We start from the raw sequence: 22,391 nt of genomic DNA, 5'->3' as shown, positions 1-22,391 counted from the left end.
TAACAGATTTGTTCTATGTAAATCATGATACATATATGGAATCAAAACTATGAAATTTTATGTAGGGATTAGATTACTACAAGATGAAAGATTCATAGCGAATGCACTCGAGGAAAAAAGTGTTCGATTAGATTAATCTTATAAAACTATTTAATGTGACGCCTATCGAACGAATTGAGAATATACTTAGGGGGAATTTCAAGTGAAGGCATTTAGTAAAGTATTATTAACTGGCGCATTAGCTTTAGGCGGTTTAACGGTTATGAACATTGAAACACCAAAAGCACATGCTGACGCAGCAAGCGAGTTCTGTCGTTATATTTGTGGTCCTAGCGAAACGTTGAACGGTGTTACAGTTCAAGTACACGCTACAGAGTACAGCTACGGCCAAAATATGATTGCAAAAATCACAAATGATAGAGCTGAAGATGTGCGCTATCGTGTAACTATTGAAAAGAAATGGGCAAGTGGCTGGGGTTACTATGAAACTGACTTCAATTTCGGCTCCGAATTACCAGCTGGAACAAACGAAGAATTTTACAATACAACTGGTTGGGGTGGACAACTTTCAGAAAACGGGGAATATCGTTACAAAGTTGAAATTAAAAATGTTGACGGTTCTGTAGATACAATTTATACAGCTTCAATGACACTTACAGGAAGATAATTCATGAACAAGCTCCATTATTTATACTTGTATTTTTGATGATATCATTGATAATTGCGGTGATATTATTATTGAAATAAGCTCTTCGGGGCTTATTTTTTATATACAAATTAGAATGATAATATTCAGAAAATTACATCTTTACACTACTAAAGTTTGTTGCTATTATAGGAATACATCAAATGTTACAATATTCAACAGATTATACAAATCCCCCGATTACACGAATGAAATGAAAACACATTGCTGATGGTAACATTTATAGTTGGGATCCCGTAGCTCAGCAGGGAGAGCGCCACCTTGACAGGGTGGAGGTCGTGAGTTCGAGCCTCTCCGGGGTCATATGAAAACCCCCTTGATAGTTAAGGAGTTTTCTTTATGTAGCAAATAAATGATTATTATTAAAACTAAATTTTTTCCCTACTTCTTTTCTCCATTTTGGAGAAAGACATAAATTATATTAATCATCGCTCTGCGTTGTTCGCTAGAACTCGATTCTTTACTCTCTTTTGAGAGCTTTTTAAAATTCTCTTTGAAAAATAGCCTAATACGGCAATTTTTATATTTATTTATATAAATTTCTCAACAAAAAAGATCTACACAGTTTAACTATGCAGATCTTTGTAAATTTAAGTTTAAAAATGAATAGACGAATCCTATTTTTGCCCTAACTTGATTGCCTTTTTGATATTACTAAATGCACCTTTACCATATATTAATACGCCACCGCGGTAAACACGACTCGTTAAACCAATCATTATACATATTGTTGCGATTAGAATCCCTAATGCTAGCGCAATCTCCCATACTGGAATATTAAGGAATCCAATTCGTACAAGCATAACTATAGGAGTAAAGAAAGGTACATAACTAGTAATGGTAACAACCATGCTGCTTGGATTTGACATTCCATAAATTGCGATATACAAAGCAGCAAGTAACATAAACATCAGCGGCATAACAGCTTGAGAAGATTCCTCTATACGCGTAATGATAGAGCCAAATAGACAAGATAATGAGCCATATAATAAGAATCCTAATGTGAAGAATAGAATCCCATAAAACACTAGAGTTGGAGCAACAGAATTTAAATCAATACTATTTAAAATATCATTTTTCGAATCATTAATTGCTGTTTTATATCCAACAGTTGCGACCAAGCCCCAAATTATGATTTGCGTAATACCAGCCAATAATGTCGAGAATAGCTTCGCATATAAATGTTTGGTAGGCGAAATACTTGAAACAACTAACTCCATAACACGAGAAGATTTCTCTGTTGCAACATCTGTTGCTAATTGTGCAGCATACATTAATATCATTAGATAATTTAGCATGATAAAGACATTAATTAAAATTCCTACACCCTCAGTATGTTCTCCATCTTTAACCTTATCTGAAACCGTTTTGGTATGAATTTCTACTGGCGTTGTTAACACCTTTAATTCATCTTGCGATAGACTCAAATGCTGGGCGAAGTTAGAAGATTGTATTTGAGATAAAATCGTTTGAACCTTGCTAACATCTTGCTGATTTACATCCGTCTCAGTTATATACGTAGCCTTTAATTGTTTATTATTCAATTCCTCTACAACGATTGCATATGTATAATCACCATTTTTAACACCTGATTCTGCTTTTTGTTTATCCGTGCTACGTTTAACTTGTATCTTACTATCGACATTTTTAAACACTTGATGAATGGTTGAATATAATTCTTCTTTTTCTGTAACAACAACAACTTGATCGTCCTCGTTACCTGCAAACAAGTTATAAATCTTGTCAAAATTCATCAATCCTATAATTAACATAGAAACTATTATTGTAATAGCAAAATATGATTTTGATTTCACTTTAGATTTATAGTTTTGTAAAAAAATTGTCCAGAAACTACTCATTTTGTGCACCTACTTTCGCAATAAAGATATCATTTAATGTAGGCTCTTCTACTGCAAACTTTTTAACATACCCTAATTTTGTTATCTCTTTAAATAAAACATGTGACACTTCTTCATATGAAATTTTAAGAGTAACTGCATTTTTACGTTTCTTCATACTTTCTACACCTTTTATTTCTTTCAAATGGTCAAAGTCATGATCGCCAACTATTACAACGTTCTTTTTACCAAAATCACTTTTAATTTTGGCAATGTCACCCTGAACAACAGGTACACCTTTGTGCATAATACAAATGTGTTGGCATAATTCTTCCACATGTTCCATACGATGTGAACTAAAAAGAATTGACGACCCTTGTTTTTGCATATCAAGAACAGCGTCTTTTAACATTTCAACATTTACTGGGTCTAAACCACTAAATGGTTCATCTAAAATTAAGAGTTCAGGCTTATGTATAATCGCTGTTATCAGCTGGATTTTTTGCTGATTCCCTTTAGAAAGTTCTCCTACCTTTTTGTTCAGATGCTCAGTAATATTAAAACGCTCCAGCCAATAGTGAAGTTCTTTTTCTGCATCTTTACTTTTCATGTTCTTTAGTTTTGCAAAAAAGTTAACTTGTTCTTTGACAGTCATTTTCGCATAAAGACCACGTTCTTCTGGCAAATACCCAATTTTATCTGTAACACCATAATTTATAGGTTTACCATTCCATGAAATGGTCCCACTTGATTTCGATAAAAGTCCAAGTATCATTCGAAATGTAGTCGTTTTACCTGCTCCATTCCCGCCCAAGAATCCAAATATTTCACCTTTTGGTATCTCGATATTCAAATTATTCACTGCAACATGCTCGTCAAATTTCTTTGTTAAATCTTTAATTAGTAAACTCATTATCCGCACCCTTAATTCCCAAGATGATTTATTTATACAATTGTATATCCATAGTCAACCACAATATTTTGCCCTCTAATGGCATCGCTTTTATCAGACATTAAAAATAAAATGACATTTGTTACATCTGAAATTTCAACAAATTCCCTATATGGAATTTTTTCCAATAACTTATTTCCTTCAAAGGACTTCAAATAGCTTTCGTTATTATTGTTTATGCTATAGGACAGTGAATTGTATACCACTGTAATGATTAATTTTTTATCTTTCAAAAATTAATTATTACCAACAAATGTTATATTTCGCATTATAAGGTTAGCATAAGATTTAAAATATTTAATATGCAATTTTGCATATTTTAACACTCTCAATTATTTACATAGCGTTGACCATCTCTATTTAAAGCGGCCTCCAACATTCACAAAATTCACTTAAAACAAGAATTTGTTTATCCATACTTTTTCTTTAATTTTTCATGGAAGAACTGAAATTAATTAGTACCCCTGTTAAACACCTAAATCTGATACTTAAACTAACTAATCTTCCTCTAATAAATTGTTGTCTTATTTAACTTCACAATTAATAGTATTCAGCAGACATAGTCACAACATCTTCGTACACCTCCTCATTAAAACTGAAGGAAAACTAATTAAAATCTGGTCCAGAAATTTTACCTTTCTACGCTATAGGATCCGCATAAGAAAACATAGAATACAGTACCTCCTCTGCTACAACTAGCTTTATGTCTTAAATTAAAAAATCATAATATCGAATTTATATAATTATTTTCGTGAGTTCAAACCTCTTCAGGTTCATAAAAAAAAGAGACACCATATCAACCTTCTACGTGATATAGTGTCTCTTTTTTATCTCATTCAATTACTTCCCACCAAACATCTTCTCCAAAGACTTTGCATTGGCAAACAATACTTCTTTCAAGTTATCGTCAGCAACGATTTTATAGTCACCATCTTTGTCTTTCTTTAAGTTCAAGGTAACTTCGCGAGTTGCCATTGCTGCATCTTTATCTGCTAAGTTTTTGACGATAGTTGAGGTCATTGTTTTTTCGATAGCTTTTTCAGATTGTTCTTTGTCTTCACTAAAGGCACTAGCGAACGCCATTGGCATAACTTCTCCCACTGCTTTTGTTACAGCAACGGATAGATCAGCAGATGTAATTTTCACTTTCACTTCTGCTTTGTCATCCTTTTTCGATACTTCTTCTATCTTTTCAAATTTAAAGTTCTTTGTAATTGCACTTAGCATTGCTTTTGCCTCAGCATCATCTGTTTTTTCATTTAGTTTATTAAATTCTTTGTCACTCTCAACAAATGTACGAGCCTTTTCTACATCACCTTTTTGTATCGCTGTTAAAAATTCTTCTGTAGTATCTTTCGGATTTGCACACCCTGCTAAAACACCTGCTGTTAATCCTACTACCATCATTAATAGCAATAATCTCTTTATCTTTTGCACGCTCATTCTCCTCTTATCTTTTCTAGTAAGTCAGCATCATACAATATTATGAAACTGACATTACAAACATTTTTTAGTATAGCATTTATATGATTCGTTTTCTATTAATTCCCAAAAGATAAAGGGCCTTGCAGCATTCCTACAAGGTCCCTCTTCTATCAATCTGTATCCGTAGCACAAATGAACCACATTTTCTGTTCCCTACTATCTAACACCATCCAAGTAACATCCCACGCAACATCGTAAAACCAATCTGTCCAAGGGCGATAGCTTTCGAACACTTTAATATCTTCGTATCGATCTTGGAACATATATTGACATACATTGACTGCTAATTGTTTTGCGATAACTGGTCGTTCCTTAAACCCTTCATATGCTCCGCCCCACAAAATTTGCGCAGCAATGCTACCATCAAGCATAACTGCCAGCTGCTCTTTAAAACGAAACTTATATTTGTCTGATGTATGTATTTTTAACTCTTCTAAGTTATTGATTATGTCTAAAGAGTTGAAGATTCTTCTAAAGAAGTGCTCATGTCCATCTTTCGAATGTGGTATTTCTTTTAAAAAAATTTCGTTATGCACTTTAAAACAGCTTATTATTGTTCCACCAATTAAGTTTTGTTCCTTAAACGTGTTTATAAGTTTCTCAACAGATGAGTCATTCGTGTCTATTTTTTCAAACGTTCCCTCTTTCCATCTCATAACGCCCACTACTCTCTATTAAAAATTTGTTTCTTCATTATAAATAGCAAAATAAAAACCAGCAACTTTAAGGTTGCTGGCTTAGCTCTTATTCATATTCGAAAAAACAATAACAACTGCTCCAATTATATAATGCCCTACTACCATCCACATACTCCAATCAAAAATCATAAACGATAACCAAAGCGATATATTCATAGCAGTAAATAATAAATATAAAATGAAATCTCTCTTTTGCATTGCTCCTCTATTCATCAAAATGTAAACGGCACCGATAGGAGGAAAAGACAAATATTTTTCTTAACGACCACGAATACTAAATTACTGTCTACAAAAGATTCTCCTTTTCATCACAATACCTGCTTCGACATCGGCCTCACTACCCTATATTCATCACTATAAGCTTCCTTTATGATTAAAGGCGGATATTCACTTTTTTCTTCCTCAATCATTGTGAATACTTCTGTTTTCTCTTGTAATGTATTAGATTCTCTATTTTTAGTAGGTTTTTTACTTGTTTTAATTTCCCTTGTTACTTCGCCAAGTTTTCGCCCAACTTCTTCTACTTTGGCAGGTTCATTCGTAACATAATATTCTTGTTCGTCCCATACTAATATAGGTGGCACTTGTTCTCTTTTTTTACATATTATATAAGTAGTACTAGCTACAAGTAGTAGACAAGTTAATAAATAGAAGATAGTTTTTTTATTCATATACTACACTCCTTATCTATCATTTCATTGGATTATATAATACAAGTCATTTATAGTAAATGGATTTAGTGGTAATTTTTAGGTTGAACAATAAAGAAAAAACCTTACCGAAGTAAGGTTCCGTTTTTACATTCTATAGTGACTGACTTATTAAAACAATCATTACAATAATCGCTATAAGCATAACAACTAAACAGGCGATTAATTTATAAAATCCTCGTTTCGTTAACGTCCCGCCTTGAACGTCTTTACGAATAAATAAGAATACGGCTAAAAATAATACAAGCCCAATGCCAAAAGCATACATCATTTGCATATGTTAATCTTCCTTTCTCTCTTCCATCTTAATATCTTTTTGATAAAACAACAAATGAGATAAAAACTGTACTCATTGTAAGTGCCATAAGTATATTTAATAATTCAGTAGCAGATAGTGTAAGTATTTTTAAGTTTAAGCCGATAGAGAAAAGAAGATAATATGCCGTTAACGCAAAAAAGGTTACAAACATTCCTTTATAACGAATAAGTTTCATTCGCTCATCTTTTTCTTTAAATTGCGGGTGCAAGTAGCTTAGACAGAAACTCATAATCATCATCCCAAGCAATGGATACGTTATGGCTGGCGGTGCAGAATGCGTCATTATACCTGTTAATATCATAAATCCACTCATAAATAGAAAAATAATCCCCATAATTACAAAGTACTTTTGTGAATAATTCATCCCTATTCCCCCTCTTCTTTTCCTTTATAAATAAATACATGTTCTATTGTTGTCTGAAATGTTTTCGCTATTTCAAATGCTAGCGGAAGTGATGGATCGTATTTCCCTTTTTCAATTGAGATAATGGTTTGTCTGGAAACTCCAAGTTTCTCAGCCAACTTTTCTTGAGATAGTCCAAATTTTTTTCGGTATTCGACCATTTTATTTTCCAAGGAAATTTCTCCCTCCTTCCATATACCGAGTATATATGTAAAGGAAACTTTACGTCAAGTTCCCTTTACATATATTTTGATTATTATTCACGCTATTTATATAGAAGAAACTTTTTTTCAATTTCAGCACGTCTATTTTGAAGCGAAACACGGAACACTGTAAATAACTGTTACTATATCTCCTCACTTCTTTTTTTAAAATTTAATATCTCCATATTTGTTTTATCCTTTTAAAACATTTCATTTATTTCTTTATTTCACGAAATACGTTATTTGTTTTACGGTGTTTTTCGTCATATTTATAGAAACTAACTGTTTATGGAGCATTTTTTATGTTTAGCAACTTTTTTTGTAGAAATCCTTCACTTTCCTTTCAATATTTAACACTATCTAAATAAAGTTTACGATAAATTCATAATTTTTTATTTTTTATACTATATTCCGTTATATTGTTGTATAATATCTATGAAAGCGCTTATTATTTCAATATACATAATTCAAACTAATTTTATCGAAACATTCTAACTATTATACCTATATTTAAATGCAACAATTATAGCTATTAGTATAGGCATACCAAATATATCCACCCCATTTTTCTGTAAAATTACTTTATAACATGAAAGATTAACTTGGGTGATAAGTTATTGTGAATGTTTTTTTACAAAACAGATAAGTAATAGTGTTTGGTATTATGTAAATTATTGTAATAACATAAGAGTAAAGAAAACATTTACATTGATTATTGATTCATTACTTATTGAAAAAGAGCAAAATGCACCTTTGTATGGAAAAGGATTATATGCATTGGGAGGTTTAAACAAATGACGAGGAAGAATACAACGACAAACCCTTGGGCCAAGTTCCACGGTCCGAACCTTGGTTATGTTATTGAACAGTATGATCTTTACGTAACTGGAGCAGGTTCTGTTGATCCGGAATTACAAGAGCTTTTTGAAATTTTTGGAGCTCCTTCGTTTCAAGATGATGTCGTAACAGGGGACAACACAGCAACACATTTTTCTCCTCAAAACACAGGTAACATTGAAAAAATTCTTAAAGTCGTTCAACTTGTTGAGCAGATTCGTTCTTTCGGGCACACGTTGGCTCACATCAACCCGATGGAAGATGCTGCAAATGGACAATCTCTTCTTGAGAAAGCATTGAACGAACTGAGCGATGCTGACTTGAAAGCGATTCCAGCGAAAACAGTATGGCCAGATGCACCAGAAGGTATTCACACTGCACTTGATGTAATTCATAGATTAAAAGACGTTTATACAAAATCTTTAGCTTATGAATTTTCTCATATACAAGATAGTGAAGAACGCGCGTGGTTGCATCAAATGGTGGAATCAAATTCATTGCGTCAACCACTATCAAATAAAAAACGAACTGCTCTTTTAAAACGTTTAACAGCTGTTGAAGGTTTCGAGCAATTCTTGCATAAAACATTCGTTGGGCAAAAACGTTTCTCTATCGAGGGCGTTGATATGCTTGTACCTGTTTTAGATGAAATTGTTCTAGAAGGTGCTAAAAACGGCGTTGAGGATGTCATGATTGGTATGGCTCACCGCGGTCGCCTAAGCGTACTTGCTCACGTATTAGAAAAACCATATAGCCACATGTTTGCTGAGTTCAAACATGCAAAAATAGAAGGCGCAGTGGCTAATTCTGGCTGGACTGGCGATGTGAAATACCACCTAGGTAGAGAACAAGTCGTTAGTAACGAAGAAGTTAGCACTCGCGTGACATTAGCAAATAACCCGAGTCATCTTGAGTTCGTGAATCCTGTAGTAGAAGGTTTCGCACGTGCTGCTCAAGAGAATCGTAAAAAATCTGGTCTTCCAGATCAAGATACTTCAAAATCATTCGTAATTTTAGTTCATGGTGATGCTGCATTCCCTGGTCAAGGTATTGTATCTGAGACACTCAACTTAAGCAGATTGAACGCGTATCAAACAGGCGGAACGATTCATGTTATCGCAAACAATGCAGTTGGTTTTACGACTGATAGCTATGATTCTCGTTCTACGAAATATTCTAGTGACCTTGCAAAAGGTTTCGATATTCCGATTGTTCACGTGAACGCTGATGATCCGGAAGCTTGTCTTGCAGCTGCTAACCTTGCGATTCAATATCGCATGTTGTTCAAAAAAGATTTCTTAATCGATTTAATTGGTTACCGCCGCTACGGTCATAACGAAATGGATGATCCAGCAGTTACGCAACCACAAGTGTACAAAAAAATTAAAAACCATCCAACTGTAAGGGCAATTTATGCAGATCAATTACAAGCTGCTGGTGTTCTAAATGCAGATGAGGTTGAAACAATTACACAGTTTACACAAGAGCAATTAAAATCCGACTATGCACAAGTACCACCAGCTGATACGAGCGACGCAACAATTCACGTTAAAGTACCAGATGTTGTTGCAAAAGGTATTCAACCAATTGATACTGGTGTTGAGATTGACTCACTTCGTGCAATTAATGAAGGTCTACTATCTTGGCCAGAAGGATTTAACGTATATCCGAAAGTGAAGAAAATTCTTGAGCGCCGTAAAGATGCTCTTGAAGAGAACGGTAAAATTGAATGGGCACTTGCTGAATCGTTAGCATTCGCTTCTATTTTACAAGAAGGTACGCCAATTCGTTTAACTGGTCAAGATTCACAGCGTGGTACATTCGCACACCGTCATATCGTATTACACGATACTGATACAAATGAAACATATTCACCGTTACATCGCTTACCAAACATTAATGCATCGTTCTCTGTTCATAACAGTCCGTTATCAGAGGCTGCTGTTGTTGGTTACGAATATGGTTATAACGTATTCGCTCCAGAAACTCTTGTTATGTGGGAAGCGCAATATGGTGACTTCTCAAATACTGCGCAAGCATTATTTGATCAATATGTTTCAGCTGGAAGAGCAAAATGGGGTCAAAAATCTGGCTTAGTTCTTCTATTACCACACGGTTATGAAGGTCAAGGACCAGAGCACTCTAGTGCACGTCCAGAGCGTTTCTTACAGTTAGCTGCTGAGAATAACTGGACAGTTGCAAACTTAACGAGCGCGGCTCAATACTTCCATATCCTGCGTCGTCAAGCATCTATCTTAGGAACAGAAGCTGTTCGACCATTAGTATTGATGACGCCGAAGAGTTTATTACGTCACCCACTTACGCTTTCAACTGCTAGTCAGTTAAGCGAAGGACGTTTCCAACCTGCTTTAGAACAAGAAAACCTTGGCATGAAACCAAATAAAGTAAAACGTCTTGTTTTAAGCACAGGTAAAATGGCGATTGACTTAGCAGCAGAAATCGAGTCGGGTAAACATGAGTACAACTTAGACGAAGTTCATGTCGTTCGTATTGAGCAATTGTACCCATTCCCTGCTGAGAAAGTTCAATCTATTATTAAACACTTTAAAAACTTAGAAGAAATCATTTGGGTTCAAGAAGAACCTCGTAATATGGGTGCATGGCATTACATGGCTCCAATTCTATTCGAACTTGCTGGAGATAAAGTGAAAACAGGCTACATTGGACGTCCTGATCGCTCTAGTCCATCTGGCGGCGATCCATTCGCTCACAAAGCTGAGCAAGAGCTAATTGTTGCACATGCTTTAGATGTGAAGTATAACTTCCGTCAAGATAAACAAGAAATTGAAGTTTACAGCAACTAAAAAGTAACAATGAAGGTTTCTAGCTTGTTCCTTGGGCAGATATCTGCCCAAGTCCAGGCTAACAAATGGAGATTACCGAAGACAAAAGAAGAAAAAACACACCGTTAGGCAAATAAGGGGAGGACATTTAAAATGATCGAAATTAAAGTACCTGAGCTTGCAGAATCTATTACTGAAGGAACTATTTCACAATGGCTTATCAACGTAGGCGACAAAGTTGAGAAAGGTGGCAGCGTTGTTGAGCTTGAAACTGATAAAGTCAATGTAGAAATCATTGCAGAAGATTCAGGTATTGTATCGAAGTTACTAGGCGAACCTGGGGATACAGTTGAAGTTGGCGCAACTATCGCAATTTTAGATGCTAATGGAGCACCAGTTGCAGTAAGTACACCTGCACCGGCTGCTGAGCAACCAAAACAAGAAACAGCTGAAGCACCGAAAGCTGCGGCACCAAGTGCTGAGCAAACTACAACACTACAAGGGTTACCAAATACAAACCGTCCTATCGCATCACCAGCTGCTAGAAAGATGGCTCGTGAATTAGGAATCGACTTAAACGACGTACGTAGTACAGATCCACTTGGACGCGTGAGACCACATGATGTACAAGCTCATGCTGCAGCACCAAAAGAAGCACCAGCTGCTCCAAAGAGTCCAGCTCCTGCTCCAGTTGCAAAAACGGAATTCGAAAAACCAGTTGAGCGCGTGAAAATGTCCCGCCGCCGTCAAACAATTGCAAAACGTCTTGTAGAAGTTCAACAAACATCTGCAATGTTAACAACATTTAACGAAGTTGATATGAGTGCGATCATGGAATTACGTAAAGAACGCAAAGATGCTTTCGAGAAAAAACATGATGTACGTCTTGGCTTCATGTCATTCTTCACAAAAGCAGTTGTTGCAGCATTAAAACAATTCCCATTATTAAATGCTGAAATTCAAGGTGACGAGCTTATCATTAAAAAATTCTATGATATCGGTATTGCAGTAGCAGCTCCAGATGGATTAGTTGTTCCAGTTGTACGCGATGCTAACCAATTAAACTTCGCTGAAATCGAAAGCGAAATTCGTGAATTAGGTAAAAAAGCACGCGATAACAAACTTTCATTAAAAGAACTACAAGGTGGTACATTTACAATTACAAACGGTGGTGTATTCGGTTCTCTAATGTCAACACCGATCCTAAATAGCCCTCAAGTTGGTATTTTAGGAATGCATAAAATCCAAGTACGCCCAGTTGCAATTGATAACGAGCGTATGGAAAACCGCCCAATGATGTACATTGCTTTATCTTACGATCACCGTATTGTTGATGGTAAAGAAGCAGTTAGCTTCCTTGTTGCTGTTAAAGATATGCTTGAAGATCCAAAGTCATTATTATTAGAAGGTTGATAGATTAAAAATCTATTAAAGGCTGTAGAATGATTCATTCTACAGCCTTTTTTTATTGTGTTCATACGGGACAAATTTCATGACATAAGGTAATAATGTATGCCTAAACGTAAGGAGGATTAAAATGAATAACCTTCCAATTCATGCAAAACTTAAAGTAAATAAGGATACTTTCTTCCTCCCCGATTCAAACGGGGGTGTCTATTTTCGAAATAACGCCAGTTCATTTCGCATGGACGGTGATGGAATTTATGACTGGATTGAAAAATTAATGCCAATGTTTAACGGGAATTATTCTTTAGCAGAAATAACCGATGGCCTCCCTCTCCCCTATCAAAACCGTGTATTTGAAATTGGAGAGATTTTATATGAAAATGGTTTCGTGCGTGATGCAAATCAAGATGCACCTCATGAATTAAACAGTACATTACTCGACAGATATGCTTCACAAATTGAATTTTTAGAAGCTGATTCTCATTCAGGTGCTTTAAAATTTGAAACGTACCGCGGGGCAAATGTCCTTGTACTTGGTTCTGGGGATATGCTTACTTCCTTAGTTTCTTCTTTATTAGAATCTGGTTTACCTACATTTCATTACCTCGTTACAGATCGAGATGAAACAAACTATGACAGAATACATGAGCTAATAGAACGTGCATATGAAGTTGATAACAGTGTACTCCTTCAAGAAATCGATACTACAATTGACCGTCCCTTGCATGAAGTATTCGAACCTTTTGATTGGATTTTATATATTTCTCAAAACGGAGACATTGACGGTTTAAAAACAGTTCACACTATTTGTAGAGAAACGAAAAAGAATTTTATACCAGCTATTTGTTTATCTACACTCGGTATAGCTGGGCCTGTCGTAACGGAAAATCGTGATGAATGCTGGGAATCCGCATGGCATCGGCTACATGAAACGACTTTGCAAAATGAAAATTCATCTAATTCCTTCTCACAAATTACATCTGCCATGTTAGCAAATGTAATCGTTTTTGAATTATTTAAGCATGTCGCAGATGATTCTTATCGGGAAAAAGAAGCACAATTCTTTTTATTAAACTATGAAACACTTGAAGGAACGTGGCATTCTTTTATAAAACATCCTCTTGCAACTGATGAAAGTTTTACAATTGATACGATAGAAAATCTTTCTGAAAAACTTGAGCATCGGTATGGCCAACATACTTCAACTGATATATTCCGCTTTTTCGACTCATTAACTTCTAAAGAAGCCGGTATATTCCATGTATGGGATGAACAAGATTCATATCAATTACCGTTATCACAGTGCTATATTCAAGTAGCCACTCCACTATCAGATGGCCCAGCTCCCCTTCTGCCTCTTATGACTTGCAGTGGATTGACTCATAATGAAGCACGCCGAGAAGCCGGTTTAACAGGAATTGAAACATATGTAGCAGAAATCATTCACCGCCTTATTCCTGAACATAACGATATCGGTATCGGTGCTGGAGAAACGATGACAGAAGGATTTTACCGGGCACTACAACAACATTTAAACAATAAACTGTATGAGCGGCAGTCACATATGCTAGAAGAACTTACAACGATTGATTTAACTGATATTCACGATAAACATTGTAGATTTTATTACGATGCTCTTGCTACAATTCATGAAACACCTAAAATTGCAATGAGTGAAGAGATTCTCAGTTTTCCAGTCATTTGGGTTGGTATAAATGATAGATGGTACGGTGCATCTAATATTAATATGACGTTAGCCTTACGGAACGCACTACAACTATCACTGCTCCACATTCAAAGTGAAGAGACTCCTTACAGAGCTAATATCTTGCCTGAATCATCTATTATTTTATATGACACGGATTCTTTTAGAGTGGAAATACAAGCGGAAGAAGAAATTCCAAGTGTGCAATCTTTACAGCTTGCCTTACAGCATTTAGAAGAACATAATTTTTATCCCTTCGTGTTTGATTTAGCAATCGAACCATTTTTGAAAGAAAACTTAGACGGTGTGTATGGGGTATTAATTGCAAAGGAGGACGGTCTATGACTCAAAATATATTGCTTATAGGAGATGGCCTTCTTGCAGACTATGTACATGATCAATTATGCAAACAATATTCCATCATTCGTCAGCATACCCTTCCAGAAGTACTTCCTGAAAATATTCATCTCGCTCTCGTATTACATGACGGATCTCCTTCTACTATTCATCATGACGCTGAGCTAATTTTTCGGTCAAATCATATTCCATGGCTACGTGGTTTTACTTCATTTGGCGAAGGTATTATCGGTCCTTACATTCATCCTCTTACGCCCGGATGTTCCCATTGTTCTGATGGACGCCGTTTTATCGCTGGCTTTGACCAAAAAGAAATGTGGGAACTACAGCGGAAATATGCCTTTAAAGCAGATGATGTAACGAGGCGTGATGTACGTGCCACCCAAAATGGAATGTTACAAATGTGCCATCTTATTTGCGCAGAAACAGAAAAAATATTAACTCATAACCATTCTTCTTTAGAAAATGAACTTATTTTACTAAACTTACAAACATTACAATGTACGCGGCATTCTTTTCTTCCAGATCCTCTCTGTCCTGTATGTAGTAATTTACCTAATGATACTGCGGATGCGGCGGAAATTTCTTTACAACCGAGTTTAAAAGTAAGCACCGAAACGTATCGCTGCCGTTCCATTCATGAATTAAACACATTTTTAACGAGAGACTATTTAGATTATCGGGTCGGTATGTTGAACGGCAAAATGCAGCATTCATTATTACCATTCGCTGACGTCATTATAAACATGCCATTAATGTTCGGAAATGAAGGTGTTGCAGGCCGAACTCATTCATTTGCAGTGAGTGAAGCAACTGCTATTTTAGAAGGTTTAGAACGATATTGCGGGATGTCGCCTCGCGGGAAAAAGACAAATGTGCATGGTAGTTTTCATGATTTAGAAGAACACGCACTAAATCCCCTCTCGCTCGGTGTACATACAAATGAACATTACAATCGTGATAATTTTCCATTTAAACCGTTTGATCCTGATTATGAGCAAAACTGGGTATGGGGATATTCTTTATCACAAAACAGACCGCTTTTAGTTCCTGAATCAATTGCTTATTATAGCCTCGGTCATCGAGACGCTTTCGTGTATGAAACATCAAATGGATGTGCAATTGGCGGTAGTTTAGAAGAAGCGATTTTTCACGGCATTTTAGAAATTGTAGAGCGTGATGCCTTCTTACTCACTTGGTATGCCGAATTACCTCTTCCCCGCCTTGATCTTAATTCAGCAAATGATACAGAATTACAATTAATGATCCAGCGGTTACGTACGATTACCGGATATGAATTACACGCTTTTAACGCGACGATGGAACACGGCATCCCGAGCTTATGGGTAATTGCAAAAAATACGCGTGAAAATGGAATGAACGTTGTTTGTGCGGGAGGCGCTCATTTAGATCCTATTCGAGCTTTAAAAAGTGCCATTCAAGAAATAGCAGGCATGTTACTTATAACAGACGATGAGCTCGAGCACAAAAGAGAATACTACGAAAAATGCTTACAAGATCCTTATTTCGTTAATAAAATGGAAGACCATAGTATGCTGTACGGATTGAAAGAAACGGAAGAACGTCTTCACTTCCTTTTACGAGAAGATGCACCGGTGCAAACGTTCCAAGAAATAAATGTATCACAATCATTTGATATGGATTTAACATCCGATCTCCACCAACTTTTAAATCGTTTGCATCAATCTGACCTTGAAGTAATCGTTGTAGATCAAACCGTTCCCCTTATAGAAAAGAACGGACTACACTGTGTAAAAGTTATTATTCCAGGTATGTTACCGATGACGTTCGGACACCATCTTACTCGGGTTACAGGACTGGACCGGATATATACCGTACCGATGACACTTGGATATACAGACGAACCTTTAACAAATGAAAGATTAAATCCACATCCACATCCGTTTCCATAGTAAAGGAGGGATTTCATGCAGCTAAATACTTTTTTACATCATCTCCATTTCTCTATCGATGAAATTATGCCAAATCATGAGGTGGACTGGAAAGACGCACCGCTTCCTTATAAATTATATCGAAATGTACCTACCATCCCGCTCTCCTTAGAAATCCCGTTATCTTTATCGAACTCTTCTACTACACCTACTCTAAATGAGATTGGTCACTACCTTTGGTATTCATTTGGTGTAACACAATTATGTCAGCTAAATAGCGGGAGAAATGTATTACGTAGATCCATTCCTTCAGGCGGTGCCTTATACCCTAATGAATTGTATATCTATTTAAAGATTGACGATTATCCAGACGGCATTTACCATTATGACGCCGCGCATCACCGGCTTATTTTACTTCGCGAAGGAAATTTCGATTCTTATTTAGCAGACGCACTCGGTAACCGCTGTAATATAGATGATTGTTTCGGTGCTGCATTCGTATCCACTATGTTTTGGAAAAACTTCTTTAAATACAATAACTTTTCATATCGCCTTCAAGGATTAGATAGCGGGGTTCTCATTGGACAATTACTAGAATGTGCAAAACAGTTCGGTTATACGAACGGCGTATACTTTCAATTTCTAGACCGTGCACTGAACCATTTACTCGGATTGTCAGAAGGTGAAGAAAGTGTGTATGCCGTTATTCCTTTAAGTACAGAGCCAGAAACTAATTGGTTTCACAATGATTACCATGAAAATAAAACATTTACTTCTCGTGAGTTGTTGCAACAAATTCCGCCGCTCGCACATGAACATTTCGTTCGCTCAAAACATGTAGATGAATATCCGATGATAACAAAAATAAATGAAGCTTCTATGATCGAATCGACAGCACACTTCCAAACACTAGCTCATGAAGAGCACTATCAATATCATGAGCATGCTGTACAACTGCCGAAAGTAGAGCGTTTATCTTATGATTTCTTGCAACTTTGCAGAAAACGGTATTCCCCTGATGCTGACTTTACTTTAACGAAATGGGATGCAGCCGAGCTCGCTACTTTACTACAAGAAGCGAGTCTCTCCTTCCCCTATTACAACGATCTTGACGGTAAGTATACAAATGAAAATACAAGCGTCTCCTTATATGGATGTTTTTATAACGTGAAAAATATTAAAAACGGGGCTTACGCTTATAACAGTAAAACACATTCCATACAACCAATTCGATATGGAGACCTTCGCTACTCACTTCAGTCTAGTATGACGATGGATAACGTGAACCTTTTTCAAGTACCACTTTGCTTACATGTAGTCGGAAAGAAAGATTACTATACAAATGCATTAGGCTATAGAGGGTACCGTATTCATCAAATGGAAGCAGGTATACTCGTTCATAAACTCGTTTTTGCAGCGACCGCGATGGGGATGGGCGGGCATCCTTTACTTAGTTTTGATACAAATTCATGTGATCAATTGTACGGAATAGATGCTGGGAATGAAACATCTCTTATTCAAGTTCCAGTTGGGGCATATCGGGCGCGGAATTGGTTAAAAGGGGATTTGCATTGTTAGAAGCACGCCGTCTATCGGCGTGCTTTTTTACTAGATTAACTTAAAAATACTCTTAATTTGTCTAGCAAATAACCAATTTTTCGTACCGTAGTTATCATTTAAACTATCTAAATTGATAGATTGTCCGTTAGCAAACTTTAATTCTAACGTAGTATTTTTGTCATTTGTTTTTAAGTTACTATTTGTAATGGCATCATACTTTAATTTTTCAATCTCAACATATTCGTCTTTTTCTTGTCCAATCACGACATGGTCTTGGAAGAAGAAAAATACTTCTACTTTTTTACCGAAACAAAATACATTTTTCGTATAAATTAATGTCGCGTTATCAAGTCCGACACATACTTCTTTCATTTCTTCCACAACGTGTCCAAAGTCTTCTTCATGTCTTGCATTTGATTCAGCAATCCATTCTTCGATTGTTTTCATGTTAATTGCCATACTGCGCCCCCTGGTTCGTTCATTGCTTCGTTTAAAAAATAAATACTATATGAAAATATAAGCGATACGTAATATGTTTTCAAGGGGAAACGGTATATTCAAAATAAAGTGAAACTTTAATCAGTGGGAGCTTACTGCCCGCAAATAGCGGGATAAAGTTAAATTTCAAATTAATATAAAAGGAACACCAATTTCATTAAATTTTAAACGTTTGAACGAGACATTCTTCATCATCAATTAGCTGCGCTCTCTCATCAAATTCAATGTTTAGTTCTTTATATACTTTCTTCCAAAACGACAATGCTGGTACATTTTTTACAAGTTCGATAACGAAATATTGTCCTCTTTTCTCTTCTAGTAAATTCTCAACAGCTTGTTTACCGATTCCTTTTCCTTTATGTTGATTCAATATGAAAATATCATTAATACCAAAATCATTTTCCTTCTTCAAAAACGGACGTTCCAGTAGTAATAAGAATCCTACAATACTCTGATCAACTTTTATAAAATACGGCGTGATTCCGTCATTTTTCCAAAACATATGCAAATCTTCGTATTCAAAAATCCGTTCGCTCCGATAGTTATATTCATAGTGAACTTAGAAAGGTCATGAAGATATAAAGCGTACAAATTACGTAATATTTCTTTTTCTGATTCTTGAACTTTTTGAAGTGCTACAATCATAAAAAAACTCCCCTTCCACATATGTAACTATTTCCCGATCCTCTTCATTCGACAAAAATGATAATTCCCCTTTAACAAAAAAATAGCACTTTAAAAAGTGCTATTCTGCTCTCCTTGCCGCTTGCTGAATTGGATCCCAAACGCTGTTATATGGTGGTGCGTAACTTAAGTCAACGTCTTCTAAATCGTGAATGCTCATTTTATTGAAGAGTGCCATTGCGATTACATCAATCCGTTTATCTACACCTTCTTCTCCAATTACTTGTCCGCCTAATAATTGTTTCGTGTCGGAACGGTATAGTAATTTCAAGTAAAGTGGTTTCGCATTTGGATAATAGCCCGCCATATTAGTCGAATCTACTTTGACTGTTTTATACGGGATGTGTAGCCCTTTCGCTTCTTTTTCATTTAATCCTGTTCTTGCAAGCGTCAAATCCATAAATTTAATAATACCTGTACCTAACGTACCTTTAAAGGCTCTTCGTTTATCAAGCATATTCAGTCCAGCAAGTCGCCCTTGTTTATTGGCTGTCGTTCCGAGCGGGATATGATCATGAATTTCCTTTATAACGTGGTAATGTGTTGCGCAATCACCAGCTGCATATACGTCTTGCACATTCGTTTGCATATATGCATTTACTTCAATTGCCCCTTTATGATTTGTACGTATATTTGTTCCTTCAAGAAAATCAGTATTTGGCTTCACTCCGACAGATACTAAAACAAGATCCGCTTTATACGTACCTTTATCCGTTTCAACTGCTTCTACTCGTTCATTCCCTTTAAACGCTTTTACATTTTCATTCGTTAAAATTTCAATATGATGCTTATCTGCTTCTTTATGTATGTACTCTGCCATATCTGCATCATAAATCGTACCGATATGATCATTTCGCTCAATCATTCTTACTTTCTTACCAAGTTCGACGAATGTTTCTGCCATCTCCAGTCCGATTGCGCCACCGCCAATAATCGTTACATCTTCAACTTTATTCGTTTCTAGCGTTTTTAATATGCGCTCAGCATCAGGAATTGTTTTTAAAAGATGAACGCCTTGTAATTCCCGTCCTTCCCATTCTGGCATAACAGGACGCACTCCAGTCGCAATTAATAATCGATCGTACGGAAATTCAAAGACATCTTTCGTCTTCGTATGCTCTGCGTACACCATTTTCTTTTCCGTATCTACTTTCGTTACTTCATGACGCACTTTTGCATCAATTCCATATTTCTCACGAAACGTCTTTACGTTACGCGCGATTAACTTTTCAGTTGAAGCGATAGCACCACTAATGACATACGGTAATCCACACTGAGCGTATGAATAAATTTCACCTTTTTCTAAAGTTACAACATTTGCATTTTCATCGTTTCTAACAATTTGCATAGCTGCACTCATACCAGCTGCATCTCCGCCAATAATGACATAGTTCACTTTACCACTCCTTCTTTTTTACATACTCTTTACGTTTTCCATATTTTATAGAAATAACACCTACTTCTATTGTAAAGAAAGAGAATTTCATCTTCAAATTTTGTGCACAAACCTATGCTTGAATAGGTAACTGTCGTGTCTTATAAACAATATGTTTAATATGCTATAACAGTCACAATTGAAAGTAGGTGAAACATACATGTGCGCCGGCCTTCTCGCTCAAACTCCAGAGGAACCGAAAGAACCAAAACCCGCCTTGTCGCTTGATCAAGAATTCTCTATTAACGCAACCATCTATAGTGCTCGTGCTTGGTTATCTAATGATGAGACTTTCCCACAAACGATTTGGAAAGGCTCTCGCTTCGCTTCAGCATCACACGCTGGCAAGTCCATCTTACCAATCGGCACTGTAAAAATTTTGAACTTATCTGATGATACAATAACAGTTACTGCATCATCAGAATCAGATGATAATCTCAAAATAGTCGTACCCCCTCATTCTGAAGGTGTTTTAACATCTAATGGTTTATCTGATGTGCAAGCAAGTACATCAGGAGGAGCAAGTAAAGTCACATTTCTCTTTCATATCTTTTTCTCAAGGGATCCTGGTTCAGATAAAAAACCATAAAAAAGGTACAGTTATGCACTGTACCTTTTTTCATGTGTTCTATTCTCTTGATTTGATTAGTTCAATATTATAAGTTTCGATATCTGTTAACTTTCCTTTAAAATAAGGATTTTCTCTATACCAAGACTGTTTTGCAAAATACGCTTGCATATCTTTCGTTTGAAAAATATGTCCATGCCTTGCATATATTTCATTTCTAGCAATTTTCAACTGCTCTTTCGATAAATATGTTAAATCTGCGCTCGTTAATTTTCGAATATCACTATCAGGAAAGATGAAACCATTATATACATACCCAGTCGCGGGCGTTGGAGTAACATTATAAACAACTGTTTTTTCTGTATTTTTCTTTTGGAATGGAAGATTATAAGACAAAAGTGCCGTTACCGTCTCTACTTGTGTCGTTTCCCGTCCACTTTCTCCATTTCGTTCTAAATAAATCGTCGCACTTCCATCAGTCGCTACAGGCCCCCATGTAATTTCTTCTCCTGCCAGCGCTGTAACCGGTTTTTGATTTACGTACAATGTTGCACCAGGCGCGTTCGTTTGAACTGTAATATATTGACCTTGCAACGTTAAATCTATCGTTACGTTATTTTGGCTTTGTTTCATAAGTACAACCTTTTCCTCACGAGATAATTTTACATAGTCATTTTTATAATCTGATTGAAACACTTGATTTCCCGGAAGAAATGGCCCATATTGCTTCTCAAACTTTTTGTCATCTGTCTTATCAATTTCTTTTCCGTTCATTTTTAACGATACGCCTTTTTCATTTGTAAGCAAAGTTGTATAGTACGTCTTCGCTTTCAATTTATATCGATCAAATATAAAGAAATACTTTCCGTCTTTCGTTAATGAAAAATCAGCTCTTTCTATTCCGTCCCGTTGTTTTTCACCTTGTCTCAAATATCCTTGTAATTCATTTACGTAAGATGGATTTTCTTTTATATATGAAAATAGAGGCGTTAAACTCTCTCTCGTTATCATAACCGATGGATCATCTGCCGTAACGATCTCAGCTAATTTCTCTCCGTCCCTCTCTTGTAAAATCGTAATCATCCGGTCTACTTGTGCCACCTGCGTATAATACGATGCTCCGTACAAATACAATCCAATAATCACTATAACAAATAGTGCTAACAGTGTAATGCCAACTTTTGTACCACCGCTCATGTTCTTCTTTACTACAGGACGTCCCCTCTTCGACCCGCAGTTTTGACAAAATTGCACACCATCTTCAAACTGAGCTCCGCACTTTGTACATACATTCATTCAGTCAACCACC

At 36.1% G+C, this 22,391-nt stretch carries 20 protein-coding genes, 1 tRNA gene and 1 pseudogene; 8 read left to right on the top strand and 14 right to left on the bottom strand.

The features are described from left to right. Positions 1–202: 202 nt before the first annotated feature. Together ACTL4X_RS06525 and ACTL4X_RS06520 are read left to right on the top strand one after the other, a co-directional pair. The gene (locus ACTL4X_RS06525; protein ID WP_071741054.1) at positions 203–667 is read left to right on the top strand and encodes a hypothetical protein; all 465 of its coding nucleotides are present in this window, start codon (positions 203–205) and stop codon (positions 665–667) included. Between the two features lie 269 nt (positions 668–936). Beyond that, positions 937–1,009, top strand: a tRNA-Val gene (locus ACTL4X_RS06520). A 314-nt stretch (positions 1,010–1,323) separates the two neighbouring features. Here ACTL4X_RS06520 and ACTL4X_RS06515 read toward each other — a convergent pair. The 10 genes from ACTL4X_RS06515 to ACTL4X_RS06470 all read right to left on the bottom strand — a co-directional run bounded on the left by ACTL4X_RS06515 (position 1,324) and on the right by ACTL4X_RS06470 (position 7,284). Further along, positions 1,324–2,565 (bottom strand): ABC transporter permease, encoded by a 1,242-nt coding sequence (locus ACTL4X_RS06515; protein WP_086402128.1) that lies wholly within the window; start codon positions 2,563–2,565, stop codon positions 1,324–1,326. Beyond that, entirely contained in the window at positions 2,558–3,457 is a 900-nt protein-coding gene (locus ACTL4X_RS06510; protein ID WP_000054722.1) for an ABC transporter ATP-binding protein, read from the bottom strand. Before ACTL4X_RS06510 ends, ACTL4X_RS06515 begins: the two co-directional genes overlap by 8 nt. A 32-nt stretch (positions 3,458–3,489) precedes the next feature. Then, entirely contained in the window at positions 3,490–3,624 is a 135-nt protein-coding gene (locus tag ACTL4X_RS06505; RefSeq protein ID WP_231690743.1) for an SDR family oxidoreductase, read from the bottom strand. Positions 3,625–4,336: 712 nt separating this feature from the next. Further along, entirely contained in the window at positions 4,337–4,933 is a 597-nt protein-coding gene (locus ACTL4X_RS06500) for a DUF4878 domain-containing protein (protein ID WP_001169494.1), read from the bottom strand. Positions 4,934–5,091: 158 nt separating this feature from the next. Further along, the gene (locus tag ACTL4X_RS06495; protein WP_140161685.1) at positions 5,092–5,637 is read right to left on the bottom strand and encodes a hypothetical protein; all 546 of its coding nucleotides are present in this window, start codon (positions 5,635–5,637) and stop codon (positions 5,092–5,094) included. A gap of 81 nt (positions 5,638–5,718) precedes the next feature. Further along, complete coding sequence (locus tag ACTL4X_RS06490) at positions 5,719–5,877, bottom strand: hypothetical protein (RefSeq protein ID WP_172605243.1); 159 nt, start codon at positions 5,875–5,877, stop codon at positions 5,719–5,721. Positions 5,878–5,987: 110 nt separating this feature from the next. Further along, the gene (locus ACTL4X_RS06485; protein ID WP_086402124.1) at positions 5,988–6,350 is read right to left on the bottom strand and encodes a hypothetical protein; all 363 of its coding nucleotides are present in this window, start codon (positions 6,348–6,350) and stop codon (positions 5,988–5,990) included. Between the two features lie 133 nt (positions 6,351–6,483). Next, on the bottom strand, positions 6,484–6,666 hold the full coding sequence (locus tag ACTL4X_RS06480) for a DUF3976 domain-containing protein (RefSeq protein WP_001178291.1): 183 nt from the start codon (positions 6,664–6,666) through the stop codon (positions 6,484–6,486). Positions 6,667–6,694: 28 nt separating this feature from the next. Then, positions 6,695–7,072: a hypothetical protein gene (locus tag ACTL4X_RS06475; RefSeq protein WP_001109902.1), complete on the bottom strand. Its 378-nt coding sequence runs from the start codon at positions 7,070–7,072 to the stop codon at positions 6,695–6,697. A gap of 2 nt (positions 7,073–7,074) precedes the next feature. After that, a complete protein-coding gene (locus ACTL4X_RS06470) occupies positions 7,075–7,284 on the bottom strand; it encodes a helix-turn-helix transcriptional regulator (RefSeq protein WP_000428513.1) in 210 nt (69 codons plus the stop codon). 824 nt (positions 7,285–8,108) lie between these two features. On the opposite strand from ACTL4X_RS06470, the gene odhA reads away from it, so the two are divergent. The 5 genes from odhA (at position 8,109) to ACTL4X_RS06445 (ending at position 17,915) form a co-directional block, all read left to right on the top strand. Then, complete coding sequence (gene odhA, locus ACTL4X_RS06465) at positions 8,109–10,976, top strand: 2-oxoglutarate dehydrogenase E1 component (RefSeq protein WP_086402123.1); 2,868 nt, start codon at positions 8,109–8,111, stop codon at positions 10,974–10,976. A 132-nt stretch (positions 10,977–11,108) separates the two neighbouring features. After that, complete coding sequence (odhB, locus tag ACTL4X_RS06460; protein WP_000569900.1) at positions 11,109–12,368, top strand: 2-oxoglutarate dehydrogenase complex dihydrolipoyllysine-residue succinyltransferase; 1,260 nt, start codon at positions 11,109–11,111, stop codon at positions 12,366–12,368. A gap of 124 nt (positions 12,369–12,492) precedes the next feature. After that, a complete protein-coding gene (locus ACTL4X_RS06455; RefSeq protein WP_078403982.1) occupies positions 12,493–14,412 on the top strand; it encodes a putative thiazole-containing bacteriocin maturation protein in 1,920 nt (639 codons plus the stop codon). Then, entirely contained in the window at positions 14,409–16,358 is a 1,950-nt protein-coding gene (locus tag ACTL4X_RS06450; RefSeq protein ID WP_075677560.1) for a TOMM precursor leader peptide-binding protein, read from the top strand. Before ACTL4X_RS06455 ends, ACTL4X_RS06450 begins: the two co-directional genes overlap by 4 nt. Before the next feature lie 15 nt (positions 16,359–16,373). Then, positions 16,374–17,915: a SagB family peptide dehydrogenase gene (locus ACTL4X_RS06445; protein WP_086402121.1), complete on the top strand. Its 1,542-nt coding sequence runs from the start codon at positions 16,374–16,376 to the stop codon at positions 17,913–17,915. A 30-nt stretch (positions 17,916–17,945) separates the two neighbouring features. Here ACTL4X_RS06445 and ACTL4X_RS06440 read toward each other — a convergent pair whose 3' ends face one another. From ACTL4X_RS06440 to ACTL4X_RS06430, 3 genes and pseudogenes are all read right to left on the bottom strand, one after another. Further along, the gene (locus ACTL4X_RS06440; protein ID WP_000996782.1) at positions 17,946–18,356 is read right to left on the bottom strand and encodes a DUF3908 family protein; all 411 of its coding nucleotides are present in this window, start codon (positions 18,354–18,356) and stop codon (positions 17,946–17,948) included. A 196-nt stretch (positions 18,357–18,552) separates the two neighbouring features. Beyond that, positions 18,553–19,040, bottom strand: a pseudogene (locus ACTL4X_RS06435) (GNAT family N-acetyltransferase). A gap of 100 nt (positions 19,041–19,140) precedes the next feature. Continuing rightward, a complete protein-coding gene (locus tag ACTL4X_RS06430) occupies positions 19,141–20,475 on the bottom strand; it encodes a CoA-disulfide reductase (protein WP_074554781.1) in 1,335 nt (444 codons plus the stop codon). Between the two features lie 199 nt (positions 20,476–20,674). On the opposite strand from ACTL4X_RS06430, the gene ACTL4X_RS06425 reads away from it, so the two are divergent. Then, entirely contained in the window at positions 20,675–21,103 is a 429-nt protein-coding gene (locus tag ACTL4X_RS06425) for a hypothetical protein (protein WP_000332414.1), read from the top strand. 39 nt (positions 21,104–21,142) lie between these two features. Here the strand turns inward: ACTL4X_RS06425 and ACTL4X_RS06420 are convergent, their stop codons facing one another. Then, a complete protein-coding gene (locus ACTL4X_RS06420; RefSeq protein WP_074554784.1) occupies positions 21,143–22,378 on the bottom strand; it encodes a TcaA 3rd/4th domain-containing protein in 1,236 nt (411 codons plus the stop codon). Positions 22,379–22,391: the final 13 nt, after the last annotated feature.

Source organism: Bacillus sp. RE35, from assembly GCF_052146655.1.
Lineage (GTDB): Bacteria > Bacillota > Bacilli > Bacillales > Bacillaceae_G > Bacillus_A > Bacillus_A cereus.
This window is presented reverse-complemented; position numbering and strand designations above follow the sequence as displayed.

Bases quoted from the DNA above. Each gene is read 5' to 3' on its own strand.
- ACTL4X_RS06515 (WP_086402128.1), bottom strand. From the start codon at position 2,565: ATGAGTAGTTTCTGGACAATTTTTTTACAAAACTATAAATCTAAAGTG.
- ACTL4X_RS06510 (WP_000054722.1), bottom strand. From the start codon at position 3,457: ATGAGTTTACTAATTAAAGATTTAACAAAGAAATTTGACGAGCATGTT.
- ACTL4X_RS06495 (WP_140161685.1), bottom strand. From the start codon at position 5,637: ATGAGATGGAAAGAGGGAACGTTTGAAAAAATAGACACGAATGACTCA.
- ACTL4X_RS06490 (WP_172605243.1), bottom strand. From the start codon at position 5,877: ATGCAAAAGAGAGATTTCATTTTATATTTATTATTTACTGCTATGAAT.
- ACTL4X_RS06485 (WP_086402124.1), bottom strand. From the start codon at position 6,350: ATGAATAAAAAAACTATCTTCTATTTATTAACTTGTCTACTACTTGTA.
- ACTL4X_RS06480 (WP_001178291.1), bottom strand. From the start codon at position 6,666: ATGCAAATGATGTATGCTTTTGGCATTGGGCTTGTATTATTTTTAGCC.
- ACTL4X_RS06475 (WP_001109902.1), bottom strand. From the start codon at position 7,072: ATGAATTATTCACAAAAGTACTTTGTAATTATGGGGATTATTTTTCTA.
- odhA (WP_086402123.1), top strand. From the start codon at position 8,109: ATGACGAGGAAGAATACAACGACAAACCCTTGGGCCAAGTTCCACGGT.
- odhB (WP_000569900.1), top strand. From the start codon at position 11,109: ATGATCGAAATTAAAGTACCTGAGCTTGCAGAATCTATTACTGAAGGA.
- ACTL4X_RS06455 (WP_078403982.1), top strand. From the start codon at position 12,493: ATGAATAACCTTCCAATTCATGCAAAACTTAAAGTAAATAAGGATACT.
- ACTL4X_RS06450 (WP_075677560.1), top strand. From the start codon at position 14,409: ATGACTCAAAATATATTGCTTATAGGAGATGGCCTTCTTGCAGACTAT.
- ACTL4X_RS06445 (WP_086402121.1), top strand. From the start codon at position 16,374: ATGCAGCTAAATACTTTTTTACATCATCTCCATTTCTCTATCGATGAA.
- ACTL4X_RS06440 (WP_000996782.1), bottom strand. From the start codon at position 18,356: ATGGCAATTAACATGAAAACAATCGAAGAATGGATTGCTGAATCAAAT.
- ACTL4X_RS06425 (WP_000332414.1), top strand. From the start codon at position 20,675: ATGTGCGCCGGCCTTCTCGCTCAAACTCCAGAGGAACCGAAAGAACCA.
- ACTL4X_RS06420 (WP_074554784.1), bottom strand. From the start codon at position 22,378: ATGAATGTATGTACAAAGTGCGGAGCTCAGTTTGAAGATGGTGTGCAA.